We start from the raw sequence: 25,299 nt of genomic DNA, 5'->3' as shown, positions 1-25,299 counted from the left end.
CTCCTAACGATTTTTCCATTGTGGTGCGCGTTTTTCTAAAAAGGCGTTAACGCCTTCTCGTTGATCTTCGGTATCAAACAGCTGAATGAACAACTCGCGCTCTTTGACCAGCCCATGACCGATAAAATGCTGGCGATTATTTTGAATTAGAGTTTTACAAGCAGTGACTGAAGACGGTGATTGATGGGCAACTTGATTAGCAAGATTAGTGGCGGCGGTTAACACCTCTCCCGAATTCACCACCTCCTCTACCAGTTTGATTTGGAGGGCTTTTGACGCATCAATCTTCTCGCCGCACAAGATGATCCGCTTCGCCCAGCCTTCTCCCACTAAAGCGGTTAAGTTCTGGGTGCCGCCTGCACACGGCAGTAGGCCAACCTTGGCTTCAGGCAGCGCCATCACTGCGTGCTCCTCAGCAATTCGAATATCACAAGCTAAAGCAACTTCAAGTCCGCCTCCCATGGCATACCCATTAATCGCTGCAATTGAGACACCACGAAAGTTAGACAGTGCTTCAAACGCTTCCCCAAAAACGCGAGACATGCGGCACGCACTCTCCTTGTCGCCAGCAGCAAACACATTCAAATCCGCACCTGCGGAGAAGAACTTGTTGCCTTGTCCGGTAATCAGCAATGCATAGACTTCTCGGTTTCGATTAAGCTCACCGACAAGCTGCTTAAGTGCCACTAAACTCTCCACCGTCCAAGTATTGGCTGGCGGGTTGTCGATAGTAATCGTTGCAACATGCCCTTCAATGGTATGTGGAATGAGTGTCGCTTCTGACATAACCATTCTCCTTTGGTTTACTTAGCCGCTATAGTATCGAGTCATCATCTCTTAAAACGCGTCTAGCGATGATCAGCCGCATGATTTCGTTAGTACCTTCTAAGATTTGGTGGACACGAACGTCGCGAAAATGCCGCTCTAACGAATACTCTTTGATATAACCGTAGCCACCAAATAGCTGCAATACACCATCACACACCTTAAAGCCCACATCGGTAGCAAAACGTTTTGCCATCGCACAATACGTGGTGGCATCCTCATGTCCGTGGTCAAGCTTAAACGCAGCCAATCGAACCATTTGCCGCGCTGCCACCAGCTCTGTAACTAAGTCTGCAACATTGAATTGCAACGCTTGAAAGCTTGCAAGCGGTTTACCGAACTGCTTACGCTCTCGCAAATATTGAATAGCGAGGTTTAGGGCGTGCTGCGCAGTACCTACCGAGCACGTGGCGATATTAATTCGCCCGCCATCCAGTCCCTTCATCGCAAAGGTAAAACCCTCACCCTCTTGGCCTAGAATTTGTCTGGCTGGAACGACAACATTGTCAAACGTGATCGCTCTTGTGGGCTGACTGTTCCAGCCCATTTTGGGCTCTTTGCGCCCATAGCTAATGCCTTCGCCTGTTGCATCTAGCACAAAAGCGGAAATACCTTTAGCACCTGAGTCACCGGTTCGCGCCATGACCACCAGCGCCTCAGTATCACCAGCGCCAGAAATAAAGGCTTTAGAACCATTTAAAATATAGTTGTCACCTTGTTTCACTGCTGTAGTTTTTAGCGACGCAGCATCAGAACCCGCTTCAGGCTCAGTTAAGCAATAGGATCCAAGCCACTCACCAGTCAGCAGTTTGGGTACGAACTGCTCGCGAGTTTCATCATTGGCAAAACTGGCCACCATCCAAGTCACCATGTTGTGAATCGTCATAAAGGCGGTCGTCGACGTGCAGCCCATGGCTAACTGTTCAAAAATGATCGATGAGTCAAGACGGCTCAAACCCAACCCGCCTTGCTCCTCACGGGTATAGAGACTCAGAAATCCCAGCTCGCCCGCCTGTTTAAGGATCTCTTTAGGAAAGTGGCAGTCGGCATCCCAACGACTGGCATTTGGAAGGAGATTATCCATCGCAAACTGCTGAGCCGTATCTGCAAAAGCCCTTTGATCTTCGTTGAGTTCAAAATCCATACCTTGCTCCTTATTCCTAGTTACTTGAAAAAGCTCGAGCTTAGCGAAGCTGAATGGTTAAGTTTGGTCCATCCGGAATATCGTCATCGAACCAACGCGCGGTGACAGTTTTAGTCTCGGTATAAAATCGCACGGCTTGCTTTCCGTAAGCGTGCAAATCTCCATAAAAACTGCCGCGCCAACCTGTGAACGAGAAGAAGGGTAAAGGCACGGGTATCGGTACATTTATACCCACTTGCCCGACTAAGATCTGATGCTGATACTTTCTGGCCGCCGCGCCGCTCGCAGTGAAAATTGACGTCCCGTTGCCGTAAGGGTTGGCATTCACTAGTGCAATAGCATCATCCAAAGAGCCCACTTCAATACACACCAATACTGGCCCGAAAATCTCTTGCTGGTAGATCTCCATATCGGTGTTAACCCCGCTAAACAAGGTGGGGCCTAGCCAGTTTCCTTGCGGAGCACCTTCAACCATGCAGTCTGAACCGTCAAGTAAGCAGTAAGCACCTTGTTTCTTGCCTGATTCGATCAAATTGACCACTCGCAGTTTTGCTTGCTGGCTTATTAACGGTCCATAGGCGACCTCGGGATCATCCCATAGTCCCGGCTTTATTTTCGCCATTTCCGCAGCAAGCTCTACAATCCACTCCTTGGCGCTGCCGACAAACACGGCTACAGATATCGCCATACAGCGTTGCCCGGCAGCACCAACAGAAGAACCAACCAAGTTGTTTATGACCTGCGCTTTATTGGCATCTGGCATCACAACCATATGATTTTTCGCCCCGGCAAACGCTTGTACTCGCTTGTGATTGGCCGTTGCCGTTTGATATATGTATTGAGCAGTTGGGACTGAACCAACAAATGAGACCGCTTGAATCGCCTGGTGGGAGAGTAAGAAGTCGACTTGTACTTTGCCGCCATGCACCACCTGAAGAAGGCTTGGCGGCGCGCCCGCTTCATGGAATAACTCAGCTAAACGGACGGCAGTCAGCGGAACTTGTTCAGAAGGTTTGAGAATAAATGCATTACCCGCTGCAATAGCGATGGGAAACATCCATAAGGGGATCATCGCGGGAAAATTGAATGGAGTGATGCCGCAGCATACGCCAAGAGGTTGAATGAGCGAGTAGCTATCAATGTCAGTAGCGACGTTTTCTACCGTTTCTCCCATCATATTGCTGGCGACATTGGCGGCTTGCTCTACGACCTCGATTCCACGCCATACATCACCTTTAGCATCGGCTAAGGTTTTTCCCGTTTCTTTCGACAGTAAGGTGGCTATTTCGTCGTGCCGCTCTTTAAGCAGATGCTGGTACCGGAGCATCAATCGCGCCCGCTCTGATATCGCGACTTCTTTCCAGTGCATTTGAGCACTTAGCGCCTGTTCGATCGCACCTTGTATTTCATCTGTTGGCGTCATCGGTACCATGCCAAGCAAGTCGTTGGTAGCGGGATTGGTTACATCTATCCATTCACTCGCTCGTGATACAACAGCATTACCATCGATAAAGTTGGCTATTTTATTCATCATTCACCCCCTTTTTTGAGTGCCCACTCCGACTGGCGAAACTTCTATCGCGATAGCGGTCGCCTCACCTCCGCCAATGCATAACGTAGCGATTCCTTTAAAAGGATCACCACTAGCTCTCTTCGCTGCACGTGATTGCAATGCATGTATCAAGGTCACTACTATTCGTGCGCCGCTGGCTCCTATCGGGTGACCTAATGCACAAGCACCACCGTTCACGTTGACCTTTGCTTCATCTAAGCCTAGCGTATCAATCGCAATCTGAGTCACCACCGCGAAAGCCTCATTGATTTCCCATAAATCGACATCGCCGCTTTGCCATTGAAGCTTATCGAGCAGCTTTCGAACTGCATCGACAGGTGCCAAGGTGAACTCCGAAGGCTGGCGAGCCGTGGTTGTGAACCCTTTGATCACAGCCACCGGTGCCATACCCAACTCTAGTGCCTTATTTTCACTCATCAACACAAGTGCTGCTGCGCCATCTGAGATCGCACTGGAATTCGCCGCCGTGATGGAACCATTGACTTTAAAAGCAGGTTTAAGCGCAGGAATTTTCTCTAGTTTGATGGTATTGGGCAGTTCATCTTCATCAATGAAATGGCCATCTCTCGAGGTAAGGTTACAAATTTCAGATTGGAAAAGATGATTCCCGACGGCATCCTTAGCTCGACTCGCAGAGCGTGTTGCCCAACTGTCCATCTGCTGGCGACTGTAACCGAGCTTGTCCGCGGTTCTCTGTCCAAACACGCCCATAAGTTCACCCTCATAGGCGTCTTGCAAACCATCGGTAAACATATGGTCATGGGTTTGATGGTGACCGATGCGCAGCCCTGAGCGAGCTCCATTTAGCAGGTACGGCGCATTACTCATGCTTTCCATTCCGCCTGCTACCACACAATCAGCTTCACCCGCCTGTATTTGAGTACTCGCAAGCATCACAGCTTTCATCCCAGAACCGCATACTTTGTTTACTGTTGTACAAGGCGTATGGGTTTCGAAGCCGGCTCCTATCGCTGCTTGCCGCGCGGGCGCCTGCCCCAAACCTGCGCTGAGCACACAGCCCATTAATACCTCATCCACTAAACTGGGTGTCATACCAACGGCGTCAATCGCATCCGCAATCGCAACACTGCCTAGCTCAGTAGCACTTATATGTGAAAGCGCCCCCTGAAACTTGCCCATCGGTGTGCGCTTAGCTGCGACAATGCATACGTTGTTTTGACCTTTTGTCTGTTGCTGCGCTCGTTCCATCTTTGCCCTCCTCTTTGGAACTCGATGTACTGGAGTTCTCAACGATTAGCTTGACGTTTTAGTAAGCATAGCACTAACATTTACGTAAACGTAAAGAAACAAATTTAGAACCTGACTCAATAATCACAGCGATTGTGAACAACAGTGGTTGAGCATGTGTGGATTAAGACCCCAGACCCTAGAACCTAGCCCCCGGAGAGTTGTAACGTGGACACCTATAAGATCAGTGAACTGGCAAAAGAATTTGATATCACCACAAGAAGTATCCGTTTTTACGAAGATGAGGGGCTGATCCAACCGGACCGAAAAGGCACCATGCGCGTCTATCAACGTCGCGACAAAATACGTTTAAAGCTAATTCTGCGCGGGAAACGCCTCGGCTTTTCTCTTGCGGAGATCAGGGAACTGTTCGAGCTGTACGACACCCATCAAGAAGATGACCAGCTAACCAAAATGCTGAAAATCATTGATGAGAAGGAAGCGGTACTCAAACGCCAGCTCGACGACATCAATACATTACTGGAAGACTTAACAACGGCGCGCGAACGCTGTGAGGCAGCACTCGCTAAAGCGAAGTAACTCCGTAAGTACCCAAAGTTAAGTCCATGTCCAGTATGAGGAGGAACCATGTTCACTCATTATCGCGCCATGGACTTTGGCTTGGACGAATCCATCAATTTACTTCGTGATCATGTAAGCGGGTTTGCTCGCGAATGCATCGCTCCAATTGCGAGCGACATTGACCACGACAACGCCTTTCCCAACCCACTGTGGCCGAAACTCGGCGATATGGGTCTCCTTGGCGTAACAGTGAGCGAACAATATGGTGGCGCAGATATGGGCTATTTGGCTCATGTAGTGGCTCTGGAGGAAATTAGCCGCGCATCCGCTTCCATCGCTCTCTCCTATGGCGCTCATTCCAACCTCTGTGTGAATCAAATTTTCCGAAACGGAAGTCAGGCTCAAAAGGATAAATATCTGCCTAAGCTGGTTGAAGGTTCCCACGTCGGTGCACTTGCCATGAGTGAAGCCAACGCTGGTTCAGATGTCATCAGCATGCAGCTTAGAGCCGAACGCTACGACGACCACTTCATTCTGAATGGCAGTAAAATGTGGATCACCAATGGTCCCGATGCTGATGTGTTGGTTGTCTACGCGAAAACCGACCCTAACGCGGCTCAACATGGTATTACCGCCTTCATTATCGAGAAACAGTTTGATGGATTTAGCCACGCTCAAAAAATGGATAAGCTCGGCATGCGCGGCTCAAACACCTGTGAATTGGTATTCCAGGACTGCAAAGTCCCTATTGAGAACGTGTTAGGGGACGTCAATCGTGGCGTTGAAGTATTGATGAGTGGCCTCGATTACGAGCGTGTTGTACTCGCGGCTGGCCCACTCGGGATCATGCAGGCTTGCTTAGATTTAGTGGTTCCTTATGTTCATGAACGTAAGCAGTTTGGCAAGGCCATTGGCGAGTTTCAATTAGTACAAGCCAAACTCGCTGATATGTATACACGCTGTAATGCGGCGCGTGCTTACCTTTATGCTGTTGCTAGTGCCTGCGATAGAGGCGATGTTACTCGCAAGGACTCGGCTGGCGTTATTCTCTACACCGCAGAACTCGCTACCCAAATGGCGCTCGATGCGATTCAACTGCTTGGCGGAAACGGCTACATCAATGACTACCCTGCAGGTCGTCTACTTAGAGATGCTAAGCTCTACGAGATTGGTGCGGGCACTTCAGAAATACGTCGCATGCTCATTGGCCGTGAACTGTTTGACGAATCGATATAAGGAGCACTTATGCCACAGATAGTCACTAAGATTAAACGCGACTCTGAACTCTATCATGACAATATGGGGGCAATGAACACGCTTGTCGAAGAGATGGAAACGAGAGTTGCACAAATCAAACAGGGCGGCGGAGAAAAGGCCATCGAACACCAAAGAAAAAAAGGTAAGCTTCCCGTGCGTGAACGTATTACCTCCCTACTCGACCATGATTCAGAGTTTCTCGAAGTCGGCCAATTTGCCGCTTGGGAAGTGTACGATGAGGCGATTCATTGCGCTGGCGTTGTCGCTGGGATTGGCAAAGTCAGCGGTATACTCTGCATGGTGATCGCTAACGATCCTTCCGTAAAAGGCGGTACCTATTATCCGCTGACGGTTAAAAAGCACCTCAGAGCCCAAGAGATAGCCGCTAAATGCCAACTGCCCTGCGTCTATTTGGTAGACTCTGGCGGAGCTAATCTCCCGCATCAAGCTGAAGTCTTTCCTGATAAGGAGCACTTTGGGCGTATCTTCTTTAATCAAGCACGTATGTCCGCCAAAGGTATTCCCCAAATCGCCGTTGTGCTCGGACTTTGCACTGCTGGCGGCGCTTATGTTCCTGCTATGGCTGATGTCGCCATTATGGTCAAACAGCAAAGTACTATCTTCCTAGCTGGCCCCCCATTGGTAAAGGCTGCGACAGGCGAACAAGTGTCAGAAGAAGCCCTTGGTGGTGCCGATGTACACTGTAAGAAATCCGGTGTTGCCGATTACTATGCTGATAATGAGCACCAAGCTTTAGAGATCGCGAGACAAGCCATCTCGAATACCGGTCAGCTGTTTCCATCACAAGAGTCACACCAAGCGACTTTACCGAAATACGATACTGAAGAACTGTATGGCATCGTCAACCGTGATTTGCGTCTTTCGTTTGATGTTCGCGAGGTAATCGCACGACTTGTTGATGACTCAGATTTTGATGAATTTAAGGCACTGTTTGGTACCACGCTTGTTTGCGGGTTTGCGCGAATTGACGGGAGGCTTATTGGTATTGTTGCCAACAACGGTATTTTGTTTTCTGAGTCAGCACAAAAAGGCGCGCACTTTGTTGAGCTGTGTGCGAAACGAAAGATCCCGCTGGTGTTTCTACAAAACATCACTGGATTTATGGTGGGCAAACAAGCTGAAGAAGGTGGCATTGCCAAGCATGGAGCGAAGCTTGTTATGGCAGTATCCTGCGCAGATGTTCCCAAGTTCACCGTGATTATTGGTGGCTCCTATGGTGCTGGCAACTATGGCATGTGCGGCCGAGCTTACGATCCCACTATGATGTGGATCTGGCCGAATGCTCGCATCTCGGTAATGGGTGGTATGCAAGCGGCTAACGTGTTGGCTCAAGTGAAGCACGATGTTAAGCAGCGCCAAGGGATCGAATGGGATCTCGCTCAAGAGCAGGCATTCAAACGGAACATCGTTGACAATTATGAGCGCGAAGGTAGTCCCTACTATGCCAGCGCAAGACTTTGGGATGATGGCATTATTGACCCAAAACAGACGCGACATGTTCTCAGCCAAGCGCTAAACGCCGCGTTGAACGCACCAATACCTGACAGCGAGTTTGGTATCTTCAGAATGTGAGGCAACACGATGAGCGAACAGCTAATAGTGAACGTTACTGACTTGGGCGTAGCCTCAATAACGCTCAATCGCCCAGAAAAGGGCAACGCGTTTTCTTCGGAGACCATCCAAGCGCTGATCGGAGCATTGCATTCGATTCAAGAAAACCCGTCTGTACGCTGCCTAGTACTAAGAGGCAAAGGCAAACACTTCTCTGCAGGTGCGGATCTCAATTGGATGAAATCAATGGCCAAGTGCAGCTATAAGGACAACCTTGCCGATGCCGAGCAGCTTGCCTTATTGATGTCTACGCTCGATGAACTGCCGATTCCAACCATTGCAGCGGTACAAGGGTGCGCTTTTGGCGGTGCATTAGGTCTTATCTGCTGTTGCGATATTGTTATTGCCGAGCCTTTAAGTATCGCCTGTTTTAGTGAAGTAAAACTTGGCTTAGTGCCAGCGACCATCGCGCCTTACGCTATCCGCGCGATTGGCGCGCGAGCTGCTCGTCGCTATATGTTAAGCGCAGAAAAGATATCGGCTCAAACCTCACTAGAGTTAGGGCTTTACCACCAAATCTGTGACATCAATGAGCAAAAGCAAGTACTAGTTCAGCTCATCAACAGTGTACTTGCTAACAGCCCGAATGCCATTCGTGACACTAAGGCGCTAATCCGGCAATGTACTACTGCGATTGATCCGTCGCTTATTCACCAAACAGCGGCGGTGATAGCCAATGCGCGAGTCTCAGTCCAGGGTCAACATGGTCTCAATGCCTTTTTTGACAAAGTACCGCCTGATTGGAGTGCTACGGTAGATGAGCCATGAAAAAGGTAGATGAACCATGAAAATGACGCTGCCAGAGTCCGTTAACATTGTCGAAGTTGGCGCAAGAGACGGCCTTCAAAATGAACCCAAAGTCTCGCTAGAGGCTAAGGTCTCCCTTATTGATTCGCTATCACAATCAGGCCTTCGCTATATCGAGGCTGGTGCCTTTGTTTCGCCCAAACGTGTTCCGCAAATGGCCGATTCAGATAGAGTGTTCTCAAACATTCAACGTCGGCCCGGTATCATCTATTCTGCTCTCACTCCCAATGTTAGAGGGCTAGAAGCAGCATTAGAAGCAAGGGCGGACGAAATTGCAGTATTTGCCTCTGCCTCAGAGTCCTTTAGCCAAAACAACATTCATTGCTCTATCGCCGAAAGCTTGGCACGTTTTGAACCTGTTATCGCGTTAGCTCAACAGCACAATATCAAAGTGCGTGGCTACCTATCTTGTGTAGCCGATTGTCCTTATGAAGGCGCAACCTCCCCAAACATGGTTGCAGATATAGCCAAAGCCATGTACGACTTGGGCTGCTACCAAATATCGCTGGGTGACACCATCGGTTCAGGTACACCGCTGCGTATCGCGAACATGATAGAAGCCGTTTCTGCTCGTGTCTCTCTATCTGATCTCGCCGTTCATTTTCACGATACTTATGGCCAAGCCCTTGCTAATATCTATCAGGCGCTGACTATGGGGATTGACACCATTGATAGTAGCATTGCTGGTTTGGGAGGTTGCCCCTATGCACCGGGTGCTAGTGGTAATATCGCGACAGAAGATGTGATATACCTCTGCCATGGATTAGGCATTGATACTAGTGTTGATTTAAATACACTTGTTCAGGCATCAAGCGCTATATGTAAAGCACTCAACAGAGTGCCTCAATCAAAAATCACACTGGCTCAAATTCTTCATCAGTGATTACTTCATAGAAACGCTTTACGTTCCCCGTCACTCGTCCCCAATCAGAGTCAGCAACGCGGGCTTGGTGATGCTCAAATGCGGCTTTGTCTACGAACTCTTCGTAAACACTGAATCGAGTTGGTTGTTTAACATCCTGCTCTACCGTAAACACTAAACAGCCAGGTTCAGCATAGGTCAGCGCTCTGTGTTTGTGCAGCACTTCTATCACGACCGAAAGCTCATCTTCCGGCACCTCGATATGACCTTTAAGGATCGTTTTTGACATGGTACTCCCTTACATCGTCATTTTGTTACGCTGCTATTTTGTACCACCACCTCTCTCAACACGCCAATATTTGTTTAATATTGAACTCCTTACCGGATAGTAGTCCCCACTCTTTACTCCGACATTCCGGGCAAATGGAATGATTTTTCAATACAGCAAAAACCTGCCCACAATCCCTGCAGCGCGCATTCGCTTCAATGATCTCAATGTCTAATTTGGTCTGTTCCAGCTCGGTGCCGTCCACGGCGACGGGATAACACGCCTCCACGTACTTGGGAATCATCGATGATAGCTCACCAATTTGCAGCACTATGGTATCTACGGTAGTAACCTGATGCTGCTTAGCAAAGCGCTGCACCGTTTTCACTACTTCAATGACGACACCTAGTTCATGCATAACAACTCCTTATTAGCTGGCAACCTCTCGACTGCCAGCAAAATTAACTTAGCTAGACTACCCAATCGGCATCAATGATTTGATTCTTTTGATTGGCTTATACATAGTCACTTTCACTTTGCGCTTGATGGCGTACTTGATAATTTGCTTACGTGCATCTCGCAGTTCGCTTCCCTCAGCATCATAAGCTCTCACCAAAGAGATAGCGCCAAACTTACACTTGGTTGTACAAGAGCCGCAGCCTACACACATGAAATCATCCGCAGTCACTACACCACAGCCTAAACAACGCTCTGCCTCTTTTTGCACCTGTTCAGGCGTCAGGTTGCCACGCAAATCACGGAACGTATTTCGAGACTGAGCACCGTCGACATGGTGCAAAGTTTGACGAGGCGCCATGTCATAGCCAGCCAATTGAACATTCGACTTATCAAATGGGGTGTAAGCTCGCTCTAACCTGCCAAGACGAAGACTTTGACCAGGTTGAACATAACGATGAATGGAGATCGCTCCCTCTTTCCCTTGTGCAATCGCATCAATGGCAAACCTTGGGCCCGTTAACGCATCACCACCGACAAAAATATCTGGCTGTGCCGTTTGGTAGGTCACCTCATCAGCCAGCACTTGTTGATTTGGCGCAACTGAAACATCACTACCGTTCAATAACTCGCCCCAGTCAATGGCCTGTCCGACGGAAATCAAAACACGATCCGCTTTCACATAGCGAACTTCGCTATCGTCAAACACAGGGGTAAATCGCCCTTCAGCATCCATCACCGACAAACAGCGTTTGAATACCACGCCAGTGACCTTACCTTCTTCGCTCACAATACGTGACGGCCCCCAACCGTTGTTGATTGTGATGCCTTCGTCCAGTGCGTCAGTGATTTCCTCTCCATGAGCGGGCATTGTTACTCGACTTTCCAAGCAGTACATCGCAACGTCTTCGACTTCTGTTCTCACTGCCGTTCGCGCAACATCAATTGCGACATTCCCGCCGCCAATAACCACAACTTTGCCTGCAATTGTCGAAGGATGACCAAGATTGATATCTCGCAGAAACTCGACGCCCGTCATCACGCCTTTCGCATTGGCTCCATCAATTGGCAACGCTTTGCCTTTTTGGGCACCAATCGCTAAATAGAACGCGCGATAGCCTTGCTGACGCAACTGTTCCAGCGTGACCGAGTGCCCAATGTCGACACCAGTGCGAAACTCTACGCCTAGCTCCCTGAGTACATCGATTTCCGCCTCAATCACATTCTTCTCTAAGCGATAAGAAGGGATCCCAAGCGTTAGCATGCCACCCAAGACAGGCTGCTTCTCAAATACGGTCACACTATAGCCTTCAACCGCTAGGAAATACGCACATGACAAACCAGCAGGGCCGCTGCCTACTACGGCGATTTTCTTATCGGTGTAGTTATGGCGCTTAGTTGGGATATAACGAGTGTCTGAGTCTAAGTCTTGCTGCGCGATAAATTTTTTAATATCGTCGATGGCAACGGGATCATCAATATCTCCGCGAGTACATTCAGACTCACAATTGCGTGGGCAAATACGGCCACACACCGCTGGCAGGGGGTTTTCTTGCTTGATCAGCTCGAGAGCTTCAATATATCTGCCTTGCGACGCTAATTTAATGTAGCCCTGTATACCGATATGAGCTGGACAACCCGCTTTACACGGCGCAGAGCCATCGTCATTGGCGACCTGACGATTCACACGATAGTCGGGATTAAACTTATCGTCTCCCCACTCATTGGTGTATGGAAGTTCTCGGTCTTTCCTAATTTTTGGCTGCGTGGCACAAAGCTTCTGCCCCAGTCTAAGCGCGTTAGTTGGGCAGGTCTCGACACACTCTCCGCACGCCACACATTTGGTCTCATCAATCTTCACCACATAGTTAGAGCGGATCATGTCGGGGTTTTGCCACTGCTCTGCCAACCGCAAAGCAAAACAGCCACATCCACAACAGTTGCAGATGGCGTGGGTTTCTCCGGAGCCGTCAAAGTTTGGGATTTGGTGCATCAAGCCATTGTCTTCGGCTTTACGCAGTACCGCCTTGGCTTCATCTCGGGAGATTTCTTTGCCTCTGCCAGTGCGAATGTAGTACTCGGCGGCATGCCCCATCTGGATACAAATGTCGTCTTTGATATGCCCGCAACCCTCACCTTGAGCTTCACGTGATGCTCGACATGCACAATCTGACAGCGAGAACACGTGGTTGTCATCTAGGTATTTCGACACCTCTTCATAAGAAGCGCTCCTAGTATCTCCGTCAATCGCGGTTTCGATGGGAATAACCCGCATCGGCCCTTTACCAATCGGAACATTACCTGCGGCCATAGGACCGCGCTTCTTACCAAAGTCATCAAACGCTTTGCCAAGCTGTGGATGTTGCTCAATAAGAGCTTTGTTATTGACCACCATCTCCATATGGCCCGGTACCCACACATCATGCCAGTACTTATCTACGCCATCGATGTTATTGACAAATGCAGCGCCTATAACCGCCAGATCCCAAAGTAGAATCTCCGTTTCTTCGACAGACTTTCCACATTTGTTGGCAACTTCTTCCGCGCTCAATGGCTGTTTTAACTCCAGTGCCAGTCCCACCTCAGCCATCGCCTCACTCATTATGGGTTCAAAAATTCGGTACTCAGGATCCGATGCTGTCACAGCGCGTTTCGAGCCATCTTTGACCATACTGATCTTATTCGCGTATGAGATTACCTTCTGCTTTACTACCTGTTCCATCGCCTCGCCCCTTAGTTAGCATTCCAATCACTCACTTGCTGACGTAACCACCCTGTCCAATCCGCTATCCCTGCGCCAGTTTTAGCAGAAATAGCAAAGATTTCAATCTCAGGATTAAGTGCTTTAGCGCGCTCTATGACAGCGTCTAAATCGAAGTCAAAGTACTCTAAAGTATCGATTTTATTGATCAGAAACACATCACAGATAGAGAACATCAGCGGGTATTTAAGAGGCTTATCGTCTCCTTCTGGTACGCTCAAAATCATCGCGTTTTTTACTGCCCCAGTGTCAAACTCAGCGGGACAAACTAGGTTGCCTACATTCTCTAGTATGACCAAGTCGAGTTCATTGGCTTGTAGTCCCTCCAACCCCTGTGCGGTCATATCAGCGTCTAAGTGACACATGCCGCCAGTATGAAGCTGGATTACTTTGACGCCTTGCTTAGCAATAGTTTGAGCATCAACATCCGAGTCGATATCCGCTTCCATTACGCCAACACGAATGTTGTGTTTGATATGCTCTAACGTACGAACTAAGGTCGTGGTTTTACCGGAGCCTGGGGACGACATTAGGTTGAGAAGAAACAGCTTGCGTTCTTTTAGAGAGTCTCTTAACAAATCGGCTTGACGATCATTGTTGTCAAACACACTCTCTTTAATTTCCATGACTTTGAAATCTGACATCACCCTTCCCCTCTAGCCAATAACGCCGAACAATACACCACAACTCACTATGACCGCTGCCAATTTTTGTGACGACACCAACTTCACCAATTGACTACCTAGTCCCATGATGACAGCCGATCCCATCAACATCCCAATGGCAAATGTAGCTAGAGACGCATGACCCACTTCAACGCCGTGTGCCCAACCATGAATCGATACCGCGAACAATGACGCAGTCACTAGTGCTTTCGCCAGCCAAGAGCCCGAGTTAAGCATCCAGACAGCAAACCCTGCGACGAAAACGGAGCTTAATATCAAGGTTTCCATCAGACTGCTGGCCTCCCACCATAGTCCAAATACGAAGCCAGCACCCATCATGCAAAGAGCTGCAATAATAAAAGACCCGCCTTTTAACTTATCAAAACAAGACATTTGGCTAGCAACGCCCATAGCAAGCAAGATCAATAGATGATCCAGCCCAAGGAAAGGGTGGAAAAAACCACTCAATAGCGAGACTGATAGCCCGTCATGAATGCCGTGAGCGTGTGCTATTGGCGACACCAGGATCACTGCCCCGCTAAGTAACTTCATTGCCTTTTTCATTGCTGTTTCCTTCCATAATAAAATTTAATTAGAGCAATTGCTCTATTTTGTAAAAACAATAATATGGACAGCCGAGGCTTGCTGTGATTGCTCTCTCAATTACAAGTTGAGGAAATGATTACAGAAAAAACTTGTTCAAATTTGCTACAGAGATCGACTTTGTTCACTAAATCAATGTGAAGCTAATAGTCAGGAATATAAAAAACCCGAATCAAACTGCTTCGGGTAGATTCTTGACTAATGCGAATAACAAGTGAGTCAAGAAAATGGATAGTGTATTTAACGCGCCCTATGAAGTTAAAAGTAGCTTTTCCATAATCTCAAGCTTTTCCATAATCTCAAGATAGGTGGCTCACAGTGTTTTTCAACCAAAACTCAAGTTTGTCGTTGCTTCTAATGATTCTTAATTATCAGTAGAGTTTATTTATGAACGGCTTCGCCAATTAGAGCAGTATGAGACGCATCTTGAGCTTATCAGAGTGCTACGTGCACTGTACTTAACAGGCAAAGTAACCGCTTAACCGGCATGAAATGCCGGTTATGAGTTGCGACACGTTTCTAAGCGTTAAACGTTAACCACCATGCTACCATCTTCCATTTGGTAGCGAGACCATATATCAGCCAGAGTCTCTTTGTTGAGTTCGATTTCCTTAGCCTGCAAAAACTCTTCATTGTATAACTTGGAGTATGAGCGCTCAGCAAGATCGCAACTGAAAGTAACGATCGTCTTTCCTTTACCCATTCTTGCTGCTGCATAGAGAGCCCCGGCTACATTCAGTGCTGAGCTGCTTCCCAAGAGAATACCGTCATGATCCGAGACTAAGCGCGATATTGTCACTAAGTCCTGGTCCGGCAGTGTGATAGCGTGATTGATTTTAGCCTGCCTAAAGTTCTCCACTTCCCGCATGATACCAATGCCTTCAGTAAAGGAGCTGCCATTTGACTGATGCTGTCCAGACTTCAGAAAAGAGTAAATACCCGAACCGTCAGGATCGACTAACCAGGTTTTGCAGCTTGGCTTTTGCTGGGATAGATAATGAGAGTTTCCAGCAATGGTTCCCCCCGTTCCAGCAACGGTAACAAGAGCGTCAATCTTACCCTCAGTATGCTGCCAGATTTCTGGGCCGGTATGCAGATAATGAGCTCGGTAGTTGCTTAAGTTTTCAAACTGATTTGCCCACCAATAGTCTTCACGTTCAGCACCAATGCGCTTGGCGGTATGGTAAAAGTGCTCTGGGTTTGAAAAAGGACAAGGGTCGACTAACAACAGTTCTGCACCATGCAGAGCAACCATACGCTCTTTTTCTTGCGCTTGCCCTTTTGGCATAACCACCAACATTTTGTACCCCATCGACTTGGCCACCAATGCCAACCCAATACCGGTATTACCTGCTGTACCCTCGACTATGGTCATGCCTGGTTTGAGTTCGCCGCTATCAATCGCATCTTTCACAAGTTGCAGCGCCGCCCTATCTTTTATCGAGCCTCCAGGGTTTTGATGTTCACATTTAAGAAGAATGTCACTGCCGGATATTTCGGAAAGACTATTGATTCGAACTAGATCGGTATGACCGATGAGTTCACTAACATTGTTTGCGATAGGGGCAAATGACATAACCGCTCCATGTGTTATCAGATTCACTAATCAATCGATTTGTTACTTGAACATCATAAGCTTAGCCGTGCCTTGTGTGGAGTCAAGGCTAGGAGTCAGCTGTGGAATAACGACAGGTTATCGTGCTTATCACCTCCAAAGAAGCTAATTTTTAATAGAGCAAATCACCCATTTTTTGATATGTTACATCAGGGTATCGACACAAATGACCACAAACTCGGCGACAGTTTAGCTTCTCAATAACCAACTTGTTGGGGTAAAAGGGGCAACCAGGGATCAGAAAAATAGTAAGGGAAACAAATATAGATGACACTCAAAACAAAGCACGCTTTGGTGGTTGAAGGCGGCGCAATGCGAGGCATATTTGCTGCCGGGGTTTTGGACGGTTTTATCGACCACAACTATAACCCATTTGATTTTTGCATTGGAGTGTCGGCGGGCGCGACCAATATCGCTTCTTGGCTCTCTAATCAGCGTGGGCGAACCTATACCATCATTTCCGACTACTCTTGTCGGCCTGAGTTTATCAACTTCGGTAAATTTGCCAGAGGTGGCCATTGGCTAGATCTCGACTGGTTATGGGATCATATTGCGTTGCACTACCCCTATGACATGCAAGCTTTTAAACAACAGTCGACCCCTTTCCATATCGTGACCACAGATATCACAACGGGCTCTCCCGTTTATACATTAGGCACTGAGAGTAATTTGGAAAGCATACTCAAAGCATCGTGTTCACTGCCTGTTGCTTACCGAACCCCTATCAGTTTCGAAGGCCGAAAAATGATTGATGGCGGAGTAGCTGACTCTATCCCAGTTGTAGAGGCATACAAAAAAGGCGCGAGAGAGATCACAGTGATCCTGTCTCAAAAGCAAGGCTATATGAAGCGTCCCCCAAATGCACCTTGGGTACTGCGCCAGCTTATGAGAAACACACCACAGCTCGCGGAGACAATGATTAATCGTGCTGAACAATACAACCAAACGATGGCATTTATTAATAATCCTCCAAAGGGTTGCACCATTAATGTAATTACGCCTAACGAGAGCTTCTCTGTAAGAAGGCTCACGACAAACAAAGAAAAACTTGAAGCTGGGTATCAAATGGGATTGCAAGCCGCACGAGATATCGTTCAGCAAGGTTCTTAGCCGCTTCTATCGTCTCTATGGTCTACTTTGCCCTACATCAAACCGATCTAATCATAAACAAAAAAGCGAGCACTAAGCTCGCTTTCAATTTCATCGTTTAATGTCTTTTACAGCAATTCAACCGACTGCTGAGCAATCACAAACTCTTCGTTAGTTGGGATAACCATCGCTACTGCATTTAGCATTTCAGACTTAGCGATAACACCAGCATTACCAAAGCGAGCGTCTTCGTTGCCTTTCACATCTTCTTTAAAACCTAGAAGTTTCAGGTTGTTTAAGATCTCGCGGCGAATTAGCATCGAGTTCTCACCGATACCACCCGTAAAGATGATGCCATCGAATGAATCTAGAGCTGCTAGGTATGATGCAATGTACTTAGATACGCGGTAAGTAAACACTTGGAATGCGAGCGCAGCGCCTTCGTGACCTTGCTCCATGGCTTCTAGAATGCCACGAGCATCGCTCGTAAGACCAGACACACCTAGGAAGCCAGACTCCTTGTTAAGCGCGTTAAAGACTTTGTCTTGTGACCAACCTTTCTTAAGAAGGTACTCAATGATGCCTGGATCTAAGTCACCACAACGGGTGCCCATCATAAGGCCAGAAAGCGGAGTAAAGCCCATTGACGTATCTACAGACTCACCATTGTTAATTGCACATACAGATGCACCATTGCCAAGGTGTACAGAGATAAAGCTAGATTGCTCTACAGGCTTATTGATCATTCTTGCTGCTTCACGGCTTACGAAATAGTGACTTGTACCGTGGAAGCCGTAACGGCGGATACCGTAGTCAGTATATAACTCGTTAGCAATAGCGCCCGTGTAGGCACGTTTCGGCATTGACTGGTGGAATGCAGTGTCGAATACTGCGAATTGTGGCAGTGACGGGAACGCTTCCATCGCAGCGCGAATGCCAATTGCACCCGCTGGGTTATGAAGTGGCGCAAGATCGGCCAGCTTTTCAATTTCAGCGGTTACTTCTTCGTTGATGCGTACAGTTTGTGTGAACTTCTCACCACCGTGAACAATACGGTGACCGACTGCTACAATGCCCTCTTGCAGACCCAGTTCATCAGTAAGACCTACCAGTTTACCGATAGCAATTTTGTGGTGGCTGTCATCGCCCTCGATTGCGATTTCAGTTTTTTCACCGTTGAATTTCCAGCTCATACGAGACTCTGGAAGACCGAAACACTCACCGAGACCAGACAGTACAGCTTCACCAGTTTGGGAATCAATCACTGCAAACTTTAGTGACGAGCTGCCAGAGTTGATGACAAGAACAAACGAATTCGACATTGGGGGGTTATCCTGTTATTGAGCATGGATGGAAGATGACTTCCTAGCATTGATTGATATTATTCAATATTTTTTGAATCATTCAACTTTCTTTTAAGGTTTTGATTGTATCAAAATGATATTTATTGATGATGATCAAACTAGGATTTAATTCATGAGTTGAATTTAATCACCTACACCCCTTGATTGTAGTCGCTTTGCGGACACGTTGCATATTCATCATACAAAAAAGCCGAGCTTACGCTCGGCTTTCAAATATTTTTGAATACTCAAATTTAATTAAGCTTCGTCACGACGGTTACCGCGTGAGAATGAACGCTCTCCACGATGGCTGCCACGGTGGTCACCACCACGGTTGCGGTCAAAACGACGCTCACCGTCACCACGACCACGGCCACCTTCACGATTGCCTTCACGGTTACCACGGTAGCCACCGCCTTCACGGTTACCACCACCTTCACGGTTGCCACGGTAACCGCCACGGTTACCATCTCGGTTACCATCTCGGTTACCATCACGACGGCCACCGCCATCACGACGACCACGAGGCTCACGGAAGTCGTTAAAATCAACCACTACTGCACCCGCTTCTTTTTGACGGATACGTAGTTTCTGTAGCTTACCAGCAACATCTGAAGTCATTGCTTTTGGAAGCTGAACGTAAGTTGATTCACGATCTAGCTTGATAGCACCGATAGAACCTTTAGTTAGGCCTAGTTCGTTTGCTAGTGCACCAACGATGTCTTTAACTTGAACGCCTTGCTCGCGACCCACTTGAAGTTGGTACGTATCCCAATCTTGAGTGTTGAAATTACGGCCACCATCACGACCACCGTCGCGATCACGATTGTCACGACGCTCTTTGCGACGCTGCTTGTCACGCTCGATAGCAGCGATCATTGGGTCTTCACCAATGTAGAACAATGGACGTTTACCCTGCTGGCGCTTAAGAAGAATTGCCGCTAGTGTAGCCGCGTCAATCTCTAGAGTTTCTTGCAGCTTCTCAACAAGCTCAGCAAACTTATCAAGTGACTTGTGCTCAGCTTCTTGAGCAAGTTCTTCACCCAGCTTAACTAGACGAGCTTCTGCAACTTTGTCACGTAGAGGAAGTTGGATTTCTTCCATTGAAGACTTAGTTACGCGCTCGATAGTGCGAAGCATACGGATTTGGTTTGTGCGAACTAGAAGGATCGCTTTACCTTTACGTCCAGCACGACCAGTACGGCCGATACGGTGGATGTAAGACTCAACATCGAATGGGATGTCGTAGTTGAATACGTGTGTAATACGTGGAACGTCTAGGCCACGTGCAACAACATCAGTTGCAACTAGGATGTCAATAACACCTTGTTTGATGTGATCAACAGTGCGCTCACGTTGAGACTGAGGAATGTCACCATGCAGTGCTGCTGCTTTGAAGCCGCGCGCTGATAACCAGTCTGCAAGACGCTCAGTGTCTTGGCGAGTACGTACGAATACGATTGACGCGTCAGTTTCTTCTGTTTCTAGAAGACGAGACATTGCTTCGTCTTTTTCTACGCCTTTAACAACCCAGAATTGCTGCTCTACTTTGTCAACAGTGTGGTTTTTACCAGCAACGTCGATGTACTCTGGCTCACGCAAGAAACGATCAACGATCTTCTTAAGCATTGGAGGCATAGTTGCAGAGAATAGTACGCGTTGTGCAGTTGATGGAGCGTGCTCCATGATCTCTGTTACGTCATCAACAAAGCCCATGTTTAGCATTTCATCTGCTTCATCAAGAACAAACGTGTGTACTTCGTCTAGGTGTAGACGGTCACGGTTGATAAGGTCTTGAACACGACCTGGAGTACCAACAACAATGTGAGCACCAGATTTAAGTGCACGCATTTGATCAACGATAGATGCACCACCGTAGATCTCTAGAACTTTAAGACCAGCAACGTTTTTACCAAGGTTCTTAACTTCGGCAGCAACCTGAATCGCAAGTTCGCGAGTTGGCGCAAGAACGATAGCCTGTGGCTTGCGTTGACCAAGGTCTAGCTTGTTGAGTAGAGGAAGAGAGAAAGCCGCTGTTTTACCAGTACCGGTTTGTGCTTTACCTAGCGCGTCTTTACCTTCTAGAAGGTGAGGAATAGCTGCAGCTTGGATAGGCGTTGGAGAAACAAAACCCATTCCTTCAAGAGCAGAAAGGATTGCGTCGTTCAGCGCTAAATCGCTAAACTGGATAGTAGAATCTGTCATTGGGATCCCATTCTTAGATTAATAACTAGGTCCCACGAGCTCTACCAATTCCAAACTGATCCAGATTGTCTCTAAAAACAATCGATTAAGAGCTGATTCCATTCAGATGCGGACAAGTAACAAATCGCATCAAGCCGCTAGGGACGTAAACAAGGAGGCGGATTATTCCCTAAAAGCACAAAAAAAGCCAGAAAAAATTGAAATACATCACAATTTTCTCCTCTTTGGCAAAAATCTGTATAAACCGTAGTCAAATTGACACATTTATAATCTAAAAACTAAGCGCATCAGGGTTTAAGCTCATCTCAGCTCACTATTGTCCTTTCTATTTGATCACGGATTTACGGCAACTTGTATGTGACGCCATTCCTTTCCAATGATAGAATCCAGCGCAATATTCGCTTCTCTTAAGCAAAGGTTTACAGACACCACATGTTCCAAGACAATCCGTTACTCGCTCAACTTAAGCAGCAAATTCAAGAAAACCTTCCGAAAAAAGAAGGTACTATCAAAGCGACTGAAAAAGGCTTTGGTTTCCTCGAAGTCGACGCAAAGAACAGCTTCTTTATCCCACCTCCATACATGAAGAAATGTATGCACGGTGACAAAGTCGTTGCGATTATTCGTACGGAAAAAGAGCGTGAAGTGGCAGAGCCTCAAGAGCTAGTTGAACAAGCAGTCACGCGCTTTATTGGCCGCGTTAAGCTATTTAAAGGCAAACTGAACGTTACTCCAGATCATCCACAGCTTAAAAAGCTGACGCTAAAGGCGAAAACGATCAAAGGCCTTAAGTCTGATGATTTAAAAGAAGGTGACTGGGTTGTTGCTCAATTGATTCGACACCCTCTCAAAGGTGACAACGGCTTCTTTGCAGAAATCACAGAAAAAATCACAGACGCCGACGACAAGATCGCACCATGGTGGGTAACACTGGCTCAAAATGATCTGCCGAATACCGAGCCAGAAGGTCTTGAACAGTGGGACATTAAAGATGACGAAGCACTTGAGCGCGTTGATCTCACTGAGATGCCGTTTGTCACTATCGATGGTGAGTCGACCAAAGACATGGACGACGCACTCTACGTTAAGAAAAACGATAACGGCCAGTTTGAACTGACCATCGCTATCGCCGACCCAACGGCTTACATCACACCAGAAGATAATATGGATAAAGTAGCGCGCGAGCGTGGCTTTACTATCTATCTTCCGGGTCGCAACATCCCAATGTTGCCACGTGATTTGGCCGACGATCTGTGTTCACTGATTGAAAACGAAGTTCGCCCTGCGATTTGCTGCCAAGTCACCGTAGACGCTGACGGCGTAATTGGCGATGACATTCGCTTCTTCGCAGCCAACATTAAATCACATGCACGCCTTGCTTATGACCATGTGTCTGATTGGCTAGAAACTAGCAGCAGTGACAAATGGCAGCCTTCTGACGAGATTGCTAACGTTGTACGCGAGCTAAGCGAATTTGCACAAGCACGTGCGACTTGGCGCGAAACACACGCGGTTGTATTCCCAGATCATCCAGATTATCGCTTTGAGCTTAGCGAAGATAACGACGTCGTTGCTATCCACGCTGACATGCGCCGCACTGCTAATCGTTTGGTTGAAGAGTCGATGATCACCGCCAACATCTGTGCCGGCCGTGCTCTAAGCAAAGCATTTGGTTACGGGGTATTTAATACTCACCTTGGCTTCAAAGCAGACAAGCTTAAAGATGTGGTTGATCTAGTAAACCAAGATAAAGAAGAAGCAACTTACACAGCAGAATCTCTCTCGACACTAGAAGGTTTCGCGGCGCTGCGTCGTGACTTAGGTGCACTTGAGTCTAGCTACCTAGATAACCGCATTCGCAAGTACCAAGCATACAGCGAAATCAGCAATCAGCCTGATGCTCACTTCGCAATGGGTCTAGACGTTTACGCAACGTGGACATCACCTATTCGTAAGTACGGCGACATGGTCAACCACCGTCTTCTAAAAGCACTTATCCTTGGCAATGAACCAGTACAAAAACCAGATGACGAACTGGGCGAAGAACTGGCTATCCACCGCAAGCATCACAAGATTGCAGAACGTACCGTTGGTGATTGGTTGTATGCTCGTACGCTAGAGAATGATCCAAAAGCAGGCACCGAGTTTACTGCGGAAATCTTCGATATTAACCGTGCAGGTATGCGTGCTCGCCTTCTAGAAAACGGCGCTGGTGTGTTTATTCCAAATCCGCTTATCGTTGCAAATAAAGAGCGCATCGAAAGCAATAACGAAACGGGCACAGTCGCTATCGACAAAGAAGTTGTGTACCGCCTGGGTGACACACTGAAAGTGGTATTGTCAGACGTTAACCAAGAAACGCGTAGCCTTGTTGCTAAACCTGTTGAAGTGTTTGCTGAAACACCTGTCGAAGCAAAATCTGACGCGGAAGAAGCGCAAAAGTAGCTTCTTAAGCGCAAGAACTATAAAGTAAAAATGGGAGCCAAACGCTCCCATTTTTTATGCCGGTTCGGCTAGTTGTCATCGCCTTATCACCAAAAGTAAGCTTTCGGATCTTTCTCAATCTCACGCATTACTGCGGTTAAATCAGAGCTCTTACCAAGAAACGGATAAGGTATCCACGCTTCACCATCTTGCTCATCGGGCACATAAACCAACCATTTATTATCATTGGCATCAAGTTCAACTTTAGCTACCGCACTGGTATAGCTGGAAGATTTTGAGTCGAGTAAGTAGTGCGCTTTAGAAAACAGCACGCCATGTTCAAGCATCTCAAACAGGGACTTACCGAGCTCCACGGGCATACTGCGGTTTCGGTTACTACAAACAATTTCTGCGCACCGCTCTAGGCGGCACTGCGACATTTGAATTAACGTCATACACCCTTCCTCTCGATAGATACCTTTAATATAACTGCTTTTTGACGAGTTTGTTAGCGTTGCATACACCAATTAGATGCAATTGAGAACTCACGCCAAAGCAGACAATGCTAATTCACAAAAGTGTCACACTAACGAAATAAGATGTGGAAAATTCTTACTTTATTTGGAGTTAACTATGCTTCGCATTGCCCTAGCCACCCTACTCTCTATTGCCAGTTTTGCTCATGTTCAAGCAGAAGAAGTCAACGTATCCGGTTCGACCTCTGTCGCTCGTGTGATGGATGTATTAGCAGAGCAATACAACAACCAAAACTCAGATACATTCGTTGCAGTACAAGGGATTGGCTCTACCGCGGGCATCACTTTGTTAGAAAAAGGCGCTACCGATATCGGCATGAGCAGCCGCTTCCTAACCGTGCAAGAAAACAGCGAGTCGCTAGAGGTATTCCCAATTGCTTATGATGGCTTAGCGGTGGTTGTAAACTTGGCTAACCCGGTGCAAAACGTTAGCCGTGAGCAACTGTATGACATCTACAAAGGCGAAATAACCAACTGGAAGCAAATTGGCGGACCTGACCAAAAAATCGCTGTGGTCACTCGTGAAGCATCTTCGGGCACCCGAGCAAGTTTCGAAAGCTTACTTGGCCTGACACGTGTGATTAACGACAGAACTGTTTCAGACATCAATCCAACTAACCTTGTCGTCAATAGCAACAGCATGGTGAAAACCATCGTAAACCACAATCCACACGCGATTGGTTTTATCTCTGAAGGTTCAGTAGATCGCTCAATAAAAGCGATTACCTTTGAAGGAGTAGAGGCTAACACCAAGAACATTTCAGACGGCAAGTACCAATTGGCTCGCCCATTCTTACTGCTTCACAAAAAAGACGACATCGATGACAATGCAGACAAGTTCATTAAGTATGTTCTTTCAAAAGAAGGACAGTTATTGATTGAAGAGTATGGTTATACACCAGTTAAGTAATTGATTTAATTATCTACTCAAGGGGAGCACTGCTCCCCTTTTCTGTTTTTCAGATTGTGACAAAACCTTTGATTTCATTGATAGCGCTTTTCGGTATGCTCGAACTGCTGCTAAGGTGTAACTACTTGTTTAAACATCCTCACACAGGAGCATTCAATGATAGTAACAACGACTCAAACGGTTGAGGGAAAAAGAATTGTCAGCTACAAAGGTGTCATCGCTGGCGAAGCGATCCTTGGAGCAAATGTGTTTAAAGACATGTTTGCAGGACTTCGTGACATTGTGGGTGGCCGCTCTGGTACTTACGAACGTGAGCTTCAACGAGCACGTGAAATTGCTTTAAAAGAACTCGAACAAAAAGCCAGTGATATTGGAGCGAATGCGGTTGTTGGCGTGGATTTAGACTACGAAGTCTTGGGGACTGGAAATGGAATGTTAATGGTATCGGCGAGTGGTACTGCGGTCGTTGTCGACTAACCTTTCTTTATTTTCTCTATTTTAGTGATGAAAAAAAGGCAGCGAATTACCGCTGCCTTTGTTTTTACGATGACATC

Annotated in this window: 22 protein-coding genes; 9 read left to right on the top strand and 13 right to left on the bottom strand. The window is 47.3% G+C overall.

Going from position 1 to position 25,299, the window contains the following annotated elements:
* Positions 1-3: 3 nt before the first annotated feature.
* The 4 genes from PG915_RS22435 to PG915_RS22420 are packed head-to-tail and all read right to left on the bottom strand — an operon-like array spanning position 4 to position 4,751.
* Positions 4-786 carry an enoyl-CoA hydratase gene (locus PG915_RS22435; RefSeq protein WP_418642988.1) on the bottom strand — a complete coding sequence of 261 codons (783 nt, stop codon included), beginning with the start codon at positions 784-786 and terminating at the stop codon, positions 4-6.
* 28 nt (positions 787-814) lie between these two features.
* Entirely contained in the window at positions 815-1,969 is a 1,155-nt protein-coding gene (locus PG915_RS22430; RefSeq protein ID WP_353499187.1) for an acyl-CoA dehydrogenase family protein, read from the bottom strand.
* Between the two features lie 40 nt (positions 1,970-2,009).
* Entirely contained in the window at positions 2,010-3,503 is a 1,494-nt protein-coding gene (locus PG915_RS22425) for a CoA-acylating methylmalonate-semialdehyde dehydrogenase (RefSeq protein WP_353499186.1), read from the bottom strand.
* Positions 3,504-4,751 carry a thiolase family protein gene (locus tag PG915_RS22420; protein ID WP_353499185.1) on the bottom strand — a complete coding sequence of 416 codons (1,248 nt, stop codon included), beginning with the start codon at positions 4,749-4,751 and terminating at the stop codon, positions 3,504-3,506.
* 207 nt (positions 4,752-4,958) lie between these two features.
* Here PG915_RS22420 and PG915_RS22415 point away from each other — a divergent pair, with 207 nt between their 5' ends.
* The 5 genes from PG915_RS22415 to PG915_RS22395 all read left to right on the top strand — a co-directional run bounded on the left by PG915_RS22415 (position 4,959) and on the right by PG915_RS22395 (position 9,891).
* On the top strand, positions 4,959-5,330 hold the full coding sequence (locus PG915_RS22415) for a MerR family transcriptional regulator (protein ID WP_112462770.1): 372 nt from the start codon (positions 4,959-4,961) through the stop codon (positions 5,328-5,330).
* Positions 5,331-5,378: 48 nt separating this feature from the next.
* Positions 5,379-6,548: an isovaleryl-CoA dehydrogenase gene (locus tag PG915_RS22410; RefSeq protein ID WP_353499184.1), complete on the top strand. Its 1,170-nt coding sequence runs from the start codon at positions 5,379-5,381 to the stop codon at positions 6,546-6,548.
* Positions 6,549-6,611: 63 nt separating this feature from the next.
* On the top strand, positions 6,612-8,162 hold the full coding sequence (locus PG915_RS22405) for a carboxyl transferase domain-containing protein (RefSeq protein ID WP_418643009.1): 1,551 nt from the start codon (positions 6,612-6,614) through the stop codon (positions 8,160-8,162).
* Between the two features lie 9 nt (positions 8,163-8,171).
* Positions 8,172-8,969, top strand: coding sequence for an enoyl-CoA hydratase-related protein (locus PG915_RS22400; RefSeq protein ID WP_353499182.1), 798 nt, complete (start codon positions 8,172-8,174; stop codon positions 8,967-8,969).
* 22 nt (positions 8,970-8,991) lie between these two features.
* Positions 8,992-9,891 carry a hydroxymethylglutaryl-CoA lyase gene (locus PG915_RS22395; protein WP_353500193.1) on the top strand — a complete coding sequence of 300 codons (900 nt, stop codon included), beginning with the start codon at positions 8,992-8,994 and terminating at the stop codon, positions 9,889-9,891.
* On the opposite strand, the gene PG915_RS22390 is transcribed toward PG915_RS22395, so the two are convergent.
* The 6 genes from PG915_RS22390 to PG915_RS22365 form a co-directional block, all read right to left on the bottom strand.
* Positions 9,863-10,159, bottom strand: a complete 297-nt coding sequence (locus PG915_RS22390; protein WP_353499181.1) for a putative quinol monooxygenase — start codon at positions 10,157-10,159, stop codon at positions 9,863-9,865. The two genes, PG915_RS22395 and PG915_RS22390, sit on opposite strands and share 29 nt — an antisense overlap.
* A 55-nt stretch (positions 10,160-10,214) precedes the next feature.
* On the bottom strand, positions 10,215-10,556 hold the full coding sequence (hypA, locus tag PG915_RS22385; RefSeq protein WP_353499180.1) for a hydrogenase maturation nickel metallochaperone HypA: 342 nt from the start codon (positions 10,554-10,556) through the stop codon (positions 10,215-10,217).
* Positions 10,557-10,613: 57 nt separating this feature from the next.
* A complete protein-coding gene (locus PG915_RS22380; RefSeq protein WP_353499179.1) occupies positions 10,614-13,316 on the bottom strand; it encodes an FAD-dependent oxidoreductase in 2,703 nt (900 codons plus the stop codon).
* 11 nt (positions 13,317-13,327) lie between these two features.
* Positions 13,328-13,999: a hydrogenase nickel incorporation protein HypB gene (gene hypB / locus PG915_RS22375; protein ID WP_353499178.1), complete on the bottom strand. Its 672-nt coding sequence runs from the start codon at positions 13,997-13,999 to the stop codon at positions 13,328-13,330.
* A 12-nt stretch (positions 14,000-14,011) separates the two neighbouring features.
* On the bottom strand, positions 14,012-14,584 hold the full coding sequence (locus PG915_RS22370) for a HupE/UreJ family protein (protein WP_353499177.1): 573 nt from the start codon (positions 14,582-14,584) through the stop codon (positions 14,012-14,014).
* A gap of 565 nt (positions 14,585-15,149) precedes the next feature.
* Complete coding sequence (locus PG915_RS22365; protein WP_353499176.1) at positions 15,150-16,199, bottom strand: cysteine synthase A; 1,050 nt, start codon at positions 16,197-16,199, stop codon at positions 15,150-15,152.
* 306 nt (positions 16,200-16,505) lie between these two features.
* Between PG915_RS22365 and PG915_RS22360 the strand changes: the two genes are divergently transcribed.
* Positions 16,506-17,348, top strand: coding sequence for a patatin-like phospholipase family protein (locus tag PG915_RS22360; protein ID WP_353499175.1), 843 nt, complete (start codon positions 16,506-16,508; stop codon positions 17,346-17,348).
* 107 nt (positions 17,349-17,455) lie between these two features.
* Here the strand turns inward: PG915_RS22360 and PG915_RS22355 are convergent, their stop codons facing one another.
* On the bottom strand, positions 17,456-18,649 hold the full coding sequence (locus tag PG915_RS22355; RefSeq protein WP_353499174.1) for an acetate/propionate family kinase: 1,194 nt from the start codon (positions 18,647-18,649) through the stop codon (positions 17,456-17,458).
* Positions 18,650-18,928: 279 nt separating this feature from the next.
* On the bottom strand, positions 18,929-20,875 hold the full coding sequence (locus PG915_RS22350) for a DEAD/DEAH box helicase (RefSeq protein ID WP_353499173.1): 1,947 nt from the start codon (positions 20,873-20,875) through the stop codon (positions 18,929-18,931).
* A gap of 432 nt (positions 20,876-21,307) precedes the next feature.
* On the opposite strand from PG915_RS22350, the gene rnb reads away from it, so the two are divergent.
* Positions 21,308-23,320 (top strand): exoribonuclease II, encoded by a 2,013-nt coding sequence (rnb, locus tag PG915_RS22345; RefSeq protein ID WP_353499172.1) that lies wholly within the window; start codon positions 21,308-21,310, stop codon positions 23,318-23,320.
* Between the two features lie 86 nt (positions 23,321-23,406).
* Here rnb and PG915_RS22340 read toward each other — a convergent pair whose 3' ends face one another.
* A complete protein-coding gene (locus PG915_RS22340) occupies positions 23,407-23,754 on the bottom strand; it encodes a DUF3024 domain-containing protein (protein WP_353499171.1) in 348 nt (115 codons plus the stop codon).
* A gap of 178 nt (positions 23,755-23,932) precedes the next feature.
* Here PG915_RS22340 and PG915_RS22335 point away from each other — a divergent pair, with 178 nt between their 5' ends.
* Both PG915_RS22335 and PG915_RS22330 read left to right on the top strand, forming a co-directional pair.
* Positions 23,933-24,745 (top strand): phosphate ABC transporter substrate-binding protein, encoded by an 813-nt coding sequence (locus PG915_RS22335; RefSeq protein ID WP_353499170.1) that lies wholly within the window; start codon positions 23,933-23,935, stop codon positions 24,743-24,745.
* 156 nt (positions 24,746-24,901) lie between these two features.
* On the top strand, positions 24,902-25,222 hold the full coding sequence (locus PG915_RS22330) for a heavy metal-binding domain-containing protein (RefSeq protein ID WP_112462795.1): 321 nt from the start codon (positions 24,902-24,904) through the stop codon (positions 25,220-25,222).
* Positions 25,223-25,299 lie beyond the last annotated feature (77 nt).

The sequence above is a fragment of the Vibrio sp. CB1-14 genome (assembly GCF_040412085.2).
Classification (GTDB): domain Bacteria; phylum Pseudomonadota; class Gammaproteobacteria; order Enterobacterales; family Vibrionaceae; genus Vibrio; species Vibrio chaetopteri.
This window is presented reverse-complemented; position numbering and strand designations above follow the sequence as displayed.

Excerpts from the sequence above, each read along its gene's own strand:
- PG915_RS22435 (WP_418642988.1), bottom strand. The coding sequence starts at position 786 with ATGTCAGAAGCGACACTCATTCCACATACCATTGAAGGGCATGTTGCA.
- PG915_RS22430 (WP_353499187.1), bottom strand. The coding sequence starts at position 1,969 with ATGGATTTTGAACTCAACGAAGATCAAAGGGCTTTTGCAGATACGGCT.
- PG915_RS22425 (WP_353499186.1), bottom strand. The coding sequence starts at position 3,503 with ATGATGAATAAAATAGCCAACTTTATCGATGGTAATGCTGTTGTATCA.
- PG915_RS22420 (WP_353499185.1), bottom strand. The coding sequence starts at position 4,751 with ATGGAACGAGCGCAGCAACAGACAAAAGGTCAAAACAACGTATGCATT.
- PG915_RS22410 (WP_353499184.1), top strand. The coding sequence starts at position 5,379 with ATGTTCACTCATTATCGCGCCATGGACTTTGGCTTGGACGAATCCATC.
- PG915_RS22405 (WP_418643009.1), top strand. The coding sequence starts at position 6,612 with ATGGGGGCAATGAACACGCTTGTCGAAGAGATGGAAACGAGAGTTGCA.
- PG915_RS22400 (WP_353499182.1), top strand. The coding sequence starts at position 8,172 with ATGAGCGAACAGCTAATAGTGAACGTTACTGACTTGGGCGTAGCCTCA.
- PG915_RS22395 (WP_353500193.1), top strand. The coding sequence starts at position 8,992 with ATGACGCTGCCAGAGTCCGTTAACATTGTCGAAGTTGGCGCAAGAGAC.
- PG915_RS22390 (WP_353499181.1), bottom strand. The coding sequence starts at position 10,159 with ATGTCAAAAACGATCCTTAAAGGTCATATCGAGGTGCCGGAAGATGAG.
- hypA (WP_353499180.1), bottom strand. The coding sequence starts at position 10,556 with ATGCATGAACTAGGTGTCGTCATTGAAGTAGTGAAAACGGTGCAGCGC.
- PG915_RS22380 (WP_353499179.1), bottom strand. The coding sequence starts at position 13,316 with ATGGAACAGGTAGTAAAGCAGAAGGTAATCTCATACGCGAATAAGATC.
- hypB (WP_353499178.1), bottom strand. The coding sequence starts at position 13,999 with ATGTCAGATTTCAAAGTCATGGAAATTAAAGAGAGTGTGTTTGACAAC.
- PG915_RS22370 (WP_353499177.1), bottom strand. The coding sequence starts at position 14,584 with ATGAAAAAGGCAATGAAGTTACTTAGCGGGGCAGTGATCCTGGTGTCG.
- PG915_RS22365 (WP_353499176.1), bottom strand. The coding sequence starts at position 16,199 with ATGTCATTTGCCCCTATCGCAAACAATGTTAGTGAACTCATCGGTCAT.
- PG915_RS22360 (WP_353499175.1), top strand. The coding sequence starts at position 16,506 with ATGACACTCAAAACAAAGCACGCTTTGGTGGTTGAAGGCGGCGCAATG.
- PG915_RS22355 (WP_353499174.1), bottom strand. The coding sequence starts at position 18,649 with ATGTCGAATTCGTTTGTTCTTGTCATCAACTCTGGCAGCTCGTCACTA.
- PG915_RS22350 (WP_353499173.1), bottom strand. The coding sequence starts at position 20,875 with ATGACAGATTCTACTATCCAGTTTAGCGATTTAGCGCTGAACGACGCA.
- rnb (WP_353499172.1), top strand. The coding sequence starts at position 21,308 with ATGTTCCAAGACAATCCGTTACTCGCTCAACTTAAGCAGCAAATTCAA.
- PG915_RS22340 (WP_353499171.1), bottom strand. The coding sequence starts at position 23,754 with ATGACGTTAATTCAAATGTCGCAGTGCCGCCTAGAGCGGTGCGCAGAA.
- PG915_RS22335 (WP_353499170.1), top strand. The coding sequence starts at position 23,933 with ATGCTTCGCATTGCCCTAGCCACCCTACTCTCTATTGCCAGTTTTGCT.
- PG915_RS22330 (WP_112462795.1), top strand. The coding sequence starts at position 24,902 with ATGATAGTAACAACGACTCAAACGGTTGAGGGAAAAAGAATTGTCAGC.